This window comes from Ruminococcus sp. HUN007 (assembly GCF_000712055.1).
Taxonomy (GTDB): Bacteria; Bacillota; Clostridia; order Oscillospirales; family Ruminococcaceae; genus HUN007.
This window is the reverse complement of record NZ_JOOA01000002.1, coordinates 2433538-2445426: the sequence shown is the minus strand read 5'-3', so window position 1 is coordinate 2445426 and position 11889 is coordinate 2433538. Positions and strand designations below refer to the sequence as shown.

The 11889-nt window shown below is 47.1% G+C and carries 8 protein-coding genes; all 8 read left to right on the top strand.

Annotated elements, in window-relative coordinates:
• Positions 1 to 211 precede the first annotated feature (211 nt).
• A complete protein-coding gene (locus tag CC97_RS14865; protein WP_044975856.1) occupies positions 212 to 2434 on the top strand; it encodes a substrate-binding domain-containing protein in 2223 nt (740 codons plus the stop codon).
• Between the two features lie 273 nt (positions 2435 to 2707).
• On the top strand, positions 2708 to 3541 hold the full coding sequence (locus tag CC97_RS19075) for a DUF4230 domain-containing protein (protein WP_049962944.1): 834 nt from the start codon (positions 2708 to 2710) through the stop codon (positions 3539 to 3541).
• Between the two features lie 350 nt (positions 3542 to 3891).
• Positions 3892 to 5319, top strand: a complete 1428-nt coding sequence (locus tag CC97_RS14855; RefSeq protein ID WP_044975854.1) for a hypothetical protein — start codon at positions 3892 to 3894, stop codon at positions 5317 to 5319.
• Positions 5320 to 5329: 10 nt separating this feature from the next.
• On the top strand, positions 5330 to 6796 hold the full coding sequence (locus CC97_RS14850) for a hypothetical protein (protein ID WP_044975852.1): 1467 nt from the start codon (positions 5330 to 5332) through the stop codon (positions 6794 to 6796).
• A gap of 16 nt (positions 6797 to 6812) precedes the next feature.
• The gene (locus tag CC97_RS20610) at positions 6813 to 7184 is read left to right on the top strand and encodes a hypothetical protein (RefSeq protein ID WP_197021872.1); all 372 of its coding nucleotides are present in this window, start codon (positions 6813 to 6815) and stop codon (positions 7182 to 7184) included.
• Between the two features lie 197 nt (positions 7185 to 7381).
• Positions 7382 to 8467, top strand: coding sequence for an AAA family ATPase (locus CC97_RS14840; protein ID WP_044975848.1), 1086 nt, complete (start codon positions 7382 to 7384; stop codon positions 8465 to 8467).
• A complete protein-coding gene (locus CC97_RS14835; protein WP_044975846.1) occupies positions 8467 to 10704 on the top strand; it encodes a DUF5682 family protein in 2238 nt (745 codons plus the stop codon). Before CC97_RS14840 ends, CC97_RS14835 begins: the two co-directional genes overlap by 1 nt.
• A gap of 1 nt (position 10705) precedes the next feature.
• A complete protein-coding gene (locus CC97_RS14830) occupies positions 10706 to 11881 on the top strand; it encodes a VWA domain-containing protein (RefSeq protein ID WP_044975843.1) in 1176 nt (391 codons plus the stop codon).
• The last annotated feature ends 8 nt before the right edge of the window (positions 11882 to 11889 follow it).

Genomic DNA, 11889 nt, shown 5'->3' with positions numbered 1-11889 from the left:
AGCAACCCACATTCCGCACATTTTGGTAGATAAAACGCACATTTCAGTATTGACCTCATTTGCTTTATATGTTATAATTTCATTGACATAATTGTACGTAAATCAGGATTGTAATGGCGTAAAAAACGACGTTCAGTGTTCATAATCAGCAACCGGCATACTGGTGTAAACAGACGGTTTTTCATTTATGAACATTTAAGAGGTGATTGTTATGCAGAAAAAGCGACTTACTTTCGGAGTTGTAGCTGCACAGGCATCAGACATAGAGCAGCGTCGCATTATGGAAGGGATTATTGAACAGGCTAAGGGACTGAACATTGATACAGTTGTTATTTCGAACATATACAACCCTGATAAATCACTATTTACTATCGACTGCCGGAAGGAAAACAATATCTATGAGCTTCTGAACACATCAGGCTTTGACGGATTCATACTCATAGCAGAAGCCATAATCAACTCCGACCTGCAGAAGAAAATAGCAGGTACACTGGAAAAGCGCCCGGAAATACCGGTCGTTGTTGTCGGGGCACCGGGTGAAGACCTTATGCGCGATCATTTCGAAGTCATCAACACTGACGATATTGCTGACACTGAAGAGATCACCGACCACATGATCGACTGCCACGGATGCAGAGATATTGACATTCTTACCGGACGGCCTGATATGGAAGTATCATCCCTGCGTGTCGAAGGATACAAACGTTCGCTCGAAAAGCACGGAATACCGTTTGACAGCAGCAAAGTGATCTACGGCGATTTCTGGATGACTTCCGGAAAGGCACTTGCGAACCAGTACATAAACGGTGAACGCAGGAAACCTGAAGCAGTTGTCTGTGCCAATGACTACATGGCCTACGGTCTGCTCGATGAATTCTCTGAACATGACATAATTGTTCCTGACGAGATCCGCGTAGCCGGCTACGAATATATTCTGAAAAGGATATACCACTACCCTGTTCTGTCAACATACCGCAGAAACAGATTTGCCCTCGGAGCAGAAGCGGTAAACATCCTTTATTCAAAGATAAACCACACAGCAAACACCTCCAGGATCTCTTTCAGGGGAAATTTCATAACAGGAGACACATGCGGTTGCGGCATCTGCCGCCAGGAATACAGAAACGAACTGAACGAAGAAAAGGATAAGAAAAAATACCGTTTTTTCAACCTTTTCAGCGATTTTGCAGAAAGGCTGACCGTATGTACTTCAATGAGTGACTATGTGACTACTCTCTCAAATTTTACATACATGGTCAGGGATCTTGATGCGATGTACCTCTGTCTCCTTGAGGACTGGTATAACAGTGAACCCGATGAGAGCGCGCCCGGAGCCGTTATGAACTGCTATACTATTAAAAATGATTTTACCAACGAATATAAAACCTCATTTGTTACGGAAAATGATATTTCCGCAATACTCTCCTACTGCAGCGAGCCTTGTGCATACTATTTCAACCCGCTGTTTTTCAGGGACAGATACTTCGGATATATCGTAACAGTTTACCGGAATCCGAACACATATGACTCGATTTTCCGCTACTGGCTCAGAACCGTTTCAAATGCACTTGAAATGCTGAGGCTTAAGAATGACCTGAACTATCTCACACAGTGCCGCGGACTTTCACCGCAGCATGACACGAGCACGGGAATGCTCAACCGTTCCGGATTTGAAAGTGCAGTAAAACGCGCCGCTTCCTCAGCAGCACAGGACAACAGCATCTGCTTTATTATGCTTAAAACAGAGCTCTTTTCCGAGAACATCCAGTTTGAAAATCACGAATCGAGACTGGTGACTCTGAGTGAGATCTCAAACATTATGAAATCACTCACACTGAACCGCAACGAACTCTGCGGACGCATATCGGAAAACACTTACGCCTTCGCTGCTTTCGGCAATCTGCCGGATAATTACGCGGAAAAACTGACTGACAAACTCAGCTGCATGCTTCTTCATGCAACAACTTATATTTCAGAATACGGAACAAACTCTTTTGTATGTATTTCAGACACTTTCAGTTCAGCCGGATTCGATTACGATACAGTCGTGAACAGGATGAACGACAGGATAAAAGCCGAAGCGGCCGAAAGGACCGCCCAGCAGAGACTTCCTCATTTTTCAGAATTTCAGAATCTGCGTGACAGTATCTACCTCGAGCCTTCCGAAGCTCATTATTCCGATGAACTTTGCCAGAAGCTTTGTCTCAGCACAGGCTACTTCCGCAACATATACAAGAAATATTTCGGAATAAGCTATCACCAGGACTGCATAAAGAGCAAAATAACTCTTGCCAAATATCTTTTATGCACTTCCTCGATGAGTATAACTGCGATCGCATCAAAGTGCGGTTACGAGGACGAAAAATACTTCATGAGGCTGTTTCAGCAGAATACCGCATACACACCGAACAGATACAGAATGATGTTCCAGTAAACACACACACCGTCACACCTGCGTGGCGGTGTTTTTTGTATCTTTTCCAGGCCTTACCGCCTCTCCGGAAATCTGAAGAACCGGATCCGAATCCTGATATGTATCCTCCTTAATGTTTCTGTTTCTTTTGTTACTGGAATTTATCACCTTTGTAACTGAATCTTAATTGATTTTACAGTCTCCTTATGTTATCATCAAAGTGTAGAATAAACGGAACTGTATCTGCAGAAGATACAGGCAAACGAATATGATAACAGAAAGGACAATGACAGGATGAAAAACTTTTTCAGGAAATTTTCTGACTCACTTGACGCGTACATAGAAACAAAGCAGTTCAGATGGTTCAGAAGACTGATCATTGCTCTCGGGTTCACCGTTACCGGATGCGTATGCTTCCTTGCCGGATTTTTTCTGAACCGAAGCGACAACATGATCTACCAGAGCAATATAAACGCAATGACACGAACGATCGAAGCAGATCCTGCTGCAGCTGCAGCAGAACAGTCCGCTGAAAACGCAGCACCTGAGACCACGGAGGAAACAGCCGTAACAACCGCGGTGACTACCACACAGGCGCCTAAGGAAACACTCAGCCGTGAGCTTCTTGATTCATACATCTATGAAGATCTTAAGTTTCAGCCGTACGCTTACCGTTACAGCAACACCGCAGCTTTTCACAACAGAACCACTATAGAGGACTTCGGTGTTCCGCTTACTAAAAAGTCATTTACGATTTCCTACGAAGGGATCATAACAGCCGGATTCGACGCTGAAAACATTACTGTTGAAAACGATGATGACAATTACATCATACGTATCACTTTCCCGGAAGCATATATCATCTCACACGAAATTGACGAAGATTCCTTCGAACTTGAAAACGTTCAGGACAACTTTTTCAACCCTATAACAGACTCTGACCTTACAGACACATGTGAAGGCCAGAATTACCGGATGGAACAGCAGGCTATAGCAGGCGGTCTGTACGGAAGTCTTTACAGAATGGCTGAGAACAGCATCACTGAATATCTTAACCGTGACAGCATCATCGGTGCAAAATACCGCATCGAATTCATAAGACCGGAAGAGCCGTATGTCATAATATGACACCAGCCGGCTCACCGGGTTTTCCACAGTTGCAAATTTCCCTCCATTTATTTTTCAACTGTGGGAACCCACGGTCACATCACAAAGCACACTTATTTTAAACTTTTTACAAACAGGTTTCCACACAGTTTTCAACCGTCTGTTGAAAACTGTGTGGAAACCTTTGTTTTTATATTAAACATTTGCAAACCCGCACCCGAAATGCAGCCTTTCGGGTACGTTTTTCCGCACTTATACAGCAACTTATACTGACAAAGCAAAATTTAATATATAATTTTTAGTAAAAATAATTGAAACCCGTACCCATTTGTGATAAAATATATGTATATTTTATCTATAGGGAGGTCAATATGGCTGACGTAAATATCATAACCGAAGATTTCATCAATTCTTCTGCTATCAACTCATCCGCACTTGCAAACGCAAAAAAGATATCGAAACAGGGCGGATTCAAAAAGCTCTGCATCACCGCAGACAACACACTTATTTTCGGAGACTGCTACGGAAGCGGCAGTAAACCTTACAACTCATCGGTAGACTGTTCAGGTGAAACACCGGTTTTCCGCTGTTCCTGCCCGAGCCGACAGATACCGTGCAAACACTGCCTCGCGCTTATGTGTGAATGGACCGCTAAGAAAACATTCACGACCGAAGAAGTTCCTGAAGACGTTGCAAGAAAACGTGAAAAAATAGAAAAGCGTGCCGAAAAGGCGGCAGAAGCTGCAGAAAACCCGAAAGCCGCTCCGAAGCCGAACAAGTCAGCCGCAGCCAAAAAGCTGAAGAAACAGCGTGAAGGCCTTGACCTTGCCGAAAACTTCGTACACGACATACTTAAAAACGGTATCGGTTCCGTGAACAAAGCTGCAGCCAGCCAGTACGCAGCACTTGCCAAGCAGCTCGGTGACTACTATCTTCCTGAACCGCAGGCGATAATGAACACGATCATAAAGGCGGTAAACCAGCTTTCCGAACAACCGGACGACAGGGAGACAAACAACATAATCGCCCTGTGTGTACGACTGGGTTCGTCTATAAAGAAAAGCCGTGCATACATCGACTCGAAACTGGAATCGGGTGAAGTCCTTCCTGAGGACAGCATTCTCTACGAGGAAATGGGCGGCATCTGGAAGCTGACACAGCTTAAGGAACTCGGACTTTACCGTGAAAACACAAGACTCATCGAGCTTTCATTCACACATGTAAATGACGAAGTACGACAGAGCGTAACTGACGAAGGCTACTGGATGGACCTCGGCACAGGCGATATTTTCCGCACTGAGAACATTATTCCGTACAAATCGGCAAAGTACATAAAATCAGCGGATGCACGCTTTGAAGTATACAGTGTGAAGGAACTTTACCTGTACCCGGGCTCACTCAACCGGAGAATACGCTGGGAAAGCGCTGAGTCATCCCCTGCAGTCGCAGGCGACTACAAAGAAGTGCTTGAAAAGGCGGAAGAAAGCATTTCCGCAGCTGTAAAGAAAGCGAAAAACGAACTTAAAAATACTCTGTCACGTCCTTACGCGGCAGTCCTTATAAAGTTTGACTCGATAGAATACGCAGAAGACGGCCACGGAGTCATGAAGTGCGGCGACGAGACGATCGCACTTAAAGAATGTGAATTCTACACAGATGCGTGCAGCACGCTGAAGCTCATTGCCGGAAATCTTGAAGGCGGAGCAGTTTTCGGCGGACTTTTCTACGACGCATTCGATCACCGCTTCACATTTTCACCGTTCTCGGTCGTTACAAAAGACGACATAATCAGACTGTAAGGAGGCCGCCATGGAAATCAGAACAAATCCGTTTTACGAACTAAGAAACAGACTTTATGCATCGGCCGCAGCCGGATGTGCGATAATCGCCGAGGACTTCCGTCTTAAGCGCGCCGTGGAAGCCTTCAAACCTATGTCCGAAGCAAACAAGGTCTTCGGAAAACTGTACGACATGTGCAATGCTCTTCTTGCTTCAGAAGATCCGGCAGACAGTATCACAGACTGTATCGCGCTTGCCGACGCACTGGCAGTAACACAGGGCGTATTCGCTGATGACTCGGAGACAAAACCGGCACCGAAAAACGAAAAGATGAAGCCGGCTCATCTTACCTGCGCCAAAATAGAAGAATACAAGGAGCTCATACGCAAGTCGCAGTACGACAAACAGGATTTTGACGAAGGCTTCTTCCGTGACATTTCTGATCCGCGTATTCTTACATCTGTCATGAACGTCGCAGGCAAAAACGGTATTGGTATAGCTTCACTGCTTATTCAGCTCGAATCAGTATGCGGTGCGGAGATAATACCGGCTCTCTTCGATTCGGTAGATCTGTCAAACAAGAACGCCACCGGAAACCAGATACGCTTTATAAGCTCGGTTTACCGTGAAAAATACAATGACCGCTACATCGAATTTGCTGAAAAGGAAGAAAATCCGCAGGGCGTGCGCTGCGCTGCAATTGAAGCAATGGTTTATGCAAAGGAGAATGAGGACAGACTTTTAAACATTTTCCGCATTTCAAAAGGCAAGGTAAAGCAGTCCGCTCTGCTTGCACTGGCAAAAATGAATTCCGCACACGCAGAGCCTGAAATCGAAAAGGCTGCAAAGAATCTCAAAAGCACTCAGACTGAACTCATTACGGAATCCGGCTTAAAGGCTGCAGTGGATTATGCGCGCGCTGATCATGAGATAATACTGAAGAACGGAGAATCCTCACGAGGAACGAACCATCCGTTTTCGTTATCATTCATGTCAGAGCTGGAAAACAAAAAGGATATTGAAGATATCTTTGAAAATTGGGGCGAAAAATATTCACACGAACCGATCACACCGTCGCATTCATCACCTGTTTTCAGGCATATAAATGAGGTACTGGTATCCAATCTTTACGAGCATCCGGGAGATGAGGACTACCGTTCGCTTATTATAAATCTTTACAGGAAATATCCTGACGTCTATCTGCCGGCGGCATTTACACTCATGCTCATGACCGATCCGGAACACGCATGCGGAACAATGATAACCGACCACCGCATTTATGACAGAAATGTTTTTGAAGAGCTGTTCCGCATTTTCACTACACCGGACGGATGGTACAGAATAAGGAGAAACCGTTACTCAAACGAGTCGGACTATCTGAATATAAAGTTATTTAAGTCCCTGCCGGAAGACATTCTCCGCTTCCTTTCTGACACGTCGGTCATCTTCCCGGCAGCAGAGCTGAAAAAAACTGTTCCCGAATGGAAACGACCGTGACATAGCTGTGGTGAACATGAGACACCGCTGTCATCTGCTTAACGCTTTTTACGCAATGAGTTCAGGCGACGACCGCGAAAGAGTGAAAAAACACGCTGAAAAGTTTGCACTTGCAATGTGTAAGAACTACTGCAGCGACGATGTACTCGCTCTTATCGATAAGGTATGTGACACTCTGCCTGAAGGTGTCGCATACAGTTTCATTCGCGATTCAGTTAAATACTCGGCTACAAAATACTGGACATACACCCTGAACCACTACCACATTCCTGACGAAACGGTAGTAAGCGAAGGAAACAAACTCATAGCTGACCTTTCAAAGGAACCGGGAAATGAAAAATACACAGCAGAGATAAAACTCATGCTGAAAAGGTACGAACCACAGTGATAAAGCACTGACCCACGGATCAGTGAGTGACACGGGGCGAAGCCCCGCTCTCCCCATCCGCAGTTCCGGCGCAGACGGAACTGCATCAGAAAAGCACTGATCTGTTAATCAGTGCGGGGCCCGGGGCGAAGCCCCGCTCTCCCCGCCCAGCAGTTCCGGCGCAGCCGGAACTGCAATAAAATAAAAAGGAGTATAGAATGGAAAAGGAAATTCTCAGGCTGTCTGCTGAACAGCTTTACAAAAAGGAAATAGACGCACTCATAAAGAACGAAACAAATCCGGTACCGAAGGGCTGGCAGATGTCACCTAAGTCGGTACTCACATACATCTTAGGCGGAAGATCCGGCGACGTGGAAATAACACCAAAGTACATGGGTGACAAAAGAGTTGTCGAGATATGTATCGCCACACTGGTAACTGACCGTGCCCTTCTCCTCATCGGTGAACCGGGTACTGCCAAGTCATGGCTTTCGGAACATCTGACAGCTGCCATAAACGGAAATTCATCACAGGTCATTCAGGGTACTGCAGGAACCACCGAGGAGCAGATACGCTACTCATGGAACTACGCGATGCTGCTTGCAAAAGGCCCGTCATTTGAATCACTTGTAAAAAGCCCGATCTACAACGCCATGGAAACCGGTACTATCGCACGTTTCGAGGAAATTTCACGATGTGCAAGCGAAGTTCAGGACGCACTTATCTCCATTCTTTCCGAAAAGAGAATATCGATCCCTGAACTGTCGGAAGAAGTGGCTGCGAAAAAGGGATTTTCAGTTATCGCAACCGCAAACACACGCGACAAGGGCGTAAATGAAATGTCATCCGCTTTAAAGAGACGTTTCAACATCGTTATTCTGCCGCCTCCGTCAGATATGAAAACTGAAATTGATATCATAAAGACCAGAGTTGCACAGATGTCCGGTGACATGGAACTCGGCGCTGCCATGCCGACAAACAGCGACTTCGAAAAGATAGTTACAGTATTCCGTGAGCTCCGCACAGGAAGAACACTCGACGGACAGATAAAACTGAAGCCGACAAGCGGCGTACTTTCATCGGCTGAAGCAATCTCACTTATGGTAAACAGCATGGCACTGGCAGGAAGCTTCGGAAACGGAAAGGTAACTGACGCGGAACTGGCAGCCGCACTTCAGGGTGCCGTTGTAAAGGATGACGATAAGGACAAGGCTGCCTGGGAGGAATACCTCGAAAACGTAATGAGGAAGAAAGGTGCGGAATACGCTGCTCTCTATTCCGAATGCAGGGAGCGTAACGCGTAATGGCTGAGTACTACGGCGTAAGACATCTGTCGCCGGCGTGTGCGTTTTACGTCAGAGAATTTCTTGACAGAACAAAGCCGAAGGCCGTGCTTATTGAAGGACCGTCAGACCTGAGCGGTCTTATCGACGGTCTGTGCGATCACAAGGTAAAGCTTCCGGCTGCGGTACTTGCCTACACGACCGAGGCACCTGTGCGCACTGTTATGTATCCTATGGCTGAATTCTCGCCGGAATACCAGGCGATGGTCTGGGCAAAAAAGAACGGTGTACCGGTTGAGTTCTGCGACCTTCCGTCAGGAAGTCTGCTTGCCGAAAAGGAAAAGGAAAGCGAAGGCGCGCCGGAAGAAGAAAAGGAACACGAGGAAAGCGTCTATGAGAAAATAGAAAAGATATCAGGCCTTGATACTGATACTTTCTGGGAATACCGTTTCGAACACGCACAGAATTATGATGAATTCATGGTTGCCGCAGAGGAATACGGAAAGTCCATACGCGAATTCTCAGAATCGGACGAGCACAACGAACTTCGTGAAGCATACATGAGACGCAGAATAGCCGAAACTGAAGAAAAATACGGCTCTGCCGCAGTTATAACGGGTGCTTTCCACACGGCCGGAATAAAAAACATACCGTTCTCGGATAAAGACAGAAAACTTACAGACAAACTTAAAACAGTCGAATCAAAATCCACGCTCATGCCGTACTCCTACTACCGTCTGTCATCCCGATCGGGATACGGAGCAGGAAGCAGGGCACCGGGCTACTACGAAATGCTGTGGAGGAACCGCTTAAGTTCCACACCTGAAAACACCGCTCCGGAATATCTTTCACGCCTTGCGGCATATCAGCGTAAAAACGGATATACAGCATCATCGGCTGAAGTAATTGAGGCAATGCGTCTTGCGGAAACACTTGCTGCCATGCGAAGCGGCAGGCTTCCGTCAATGAGCGATCTGCGTGATGCGGCAGTTACCTGTATAGGCCACGGCAGCTTCGGTGAGATCTCACTCGCCTGCGCCGACATTGAAATAGGTACTAAAATAGGCGAACTTCCGGAAGGCACGGTATGTACATCGGTACAGGAAGACTTCATGCTGAAGCTCAAGGAGCTGAAACTTGAAAAATACCGCAGTGCCGCGGCTGAAGAACTCGCTCTTGATCTGCGCGAAAACCTGCGTGTCAAGTCTGAAAAATCGGCTTTTCTCGATCTTAACCGCTCATTTTTCATGCACAGACTGCTGGAAGCCGGAATTCACTTCGGCGAACTTCTGAGGAACACTCAGGAAACAGCCACCTGGTCGGAAAAATGGACTGTAAGCTGGACTCCTGAGACTGAGATCCAGATAGTTGAAGCATCGCTCAAAGGCGATACCGTTGAAGAAGCGGCACGTATATCACTTAACCTTGAACTTGCCGAGTCTGAAAACTTAAGCAAAACTGCGGAAACACTTTACAGAGCACTGCTCTGCGGACTTCCGGACTGCATAAAGACCGCTGCCGCAAGTGTTCAGAAAATGGCTGCCGACTGTGCCTCACCTTTCGAAGAAGGAAAGACCATAGGCACGCTTTCAGCCATCGTGCGTTTCGGTACAATACGAAAACTCGAACCGAAGCCGCTCGAAGCTATAATCAGCCAGCTGTACCTCAAATTCTGCCTGCAGATATATAACGCATGCATATGTGATGAAAATGCCGCGGCAGAAATGATAACCGCAGTAACTGCAGTACACGATGCCTGCCTTGCACACGAATTTCTGGAAGATGAGCGTTTTGTAAATGTTCTTTTAAGCATTGCCGACAGCGACATGGTAAATCCGCTCCTTTCAGGATTTGCCTGTGCCCTGCTTACGGAACGCGGAAAGATCGCTCCGGAAAAACTGAGCGAAATGGTGGCGCGCCATCTTTCGAGAGGAACTCCTCCGCCGGAGGCTGCTGCCTGGTTCGAAGGCCTTGCAAAGCGTAACCGCCGCAGTCTCATAGGAAGAATAACTCTGTGGGAGAGTCTGTGTAATTTCATAAGCGAACTCGACGACGAGGAATTCAAAGCCGTGCTCATTGCTTTGAGGCGTACATTCTCTGATTTCTCACCAGCGGAAAAATCGGACATTGCCGAAAACATCGGCGAGGTTCTCGGCATTTCCACCGAACAGGCGGCCGAGATAATATCCGCTCCGGTAACGGCCGAGGAACAGCAGACGATCGACGAGCTTGACGACTTTGACTTTGGAGATATATGATATGGATAATTTACAAATGCTCAAACGCTGGAGGCTGATACTCGGCGAGGAGTCACAGAAAACTCTTGAAGGACTCGGCGGACTGCCGCTTTCCGAGGAAGATCTGCTCATGGATTCAGCCCTGTCGCAGATATACGGTTCCTCCGGATCCGGCAGCGACGGTGCAGGAAAAGCCGGCGGCAGAGGGCGTTCGATACCTCACCTTACCAAATGGCTTGGCGATCTGCGAAGCCTGTTCTCACCGATGGAAATAAAGGTAATTCAGAAAGATGCCATCGAAAAAAAGGGACTTAAACAGCTTCTTCTTGAACCGGAAATGTTAAACGACCTTGTACCTGATGTTTCGACGGCTTCGCTACTTATAATGCTCAAGGATCAGATACCGGAAAAATCGAAGGACAATGCACGTCAGTACATTGCGAAAATAGTGGAAGACATAAACCGCAGACTTGCCGACGACCTCCGCCGCTCGGTAACATCTGCGCTCAACAGACGCGAGCACTCACCTATCCCGTCGGCGGCAGCCCTCGACTACAAACTGACCATAAGACGTAACCTCAAAAACTACGATCCGGAACGAAAAGTACTGCTTCCGGAACGTTTCTACTTCTACGAGCGTGCCTCGAAAACTGCATCAAGGACGGTCATCCTTGACATTGACCAGAGCGGTTCCATGGGTGAATCGGCTATCTACTCATCGGTAATGGGATGCATACTCGCAAGCATAAGGGCGGTAAAAACGCACATTGTTGCATTTGACACCACCGTTCACGACCTCACGGACCTGTGTGCCGATCCGGTTGAACTCCTCTACGGCATCCAGCTCGGCGGCGGAACAGATATCAACAATTCCGTCGCATACTGTGAAGAACTCATTACCGAACCGGAAAAGACCACAATGTTCATAGTGACCGACCTCTACGAAGGCGGAAACCGCGCCCAGCTCATCCACCGCTTAAGCGACTTGAAAAGCTCCGGCGTAAACGTAGTGATCCTGCTTGCCATCTCCGACAGCGGCAAACCATGCTTCGACTCCGGTCTCGCCGAAAAAACCGCAGAACTGCAGATCCCGTGCTTCGCCTGCCCTCCGGAAAAGCTCCCGGATCTCCTCGATGCGGCACTTAAACGACGCGACTTAAGAGTATTCGAAAAAGCGGCGTATGACCGCGCTCATTAATACCCTCC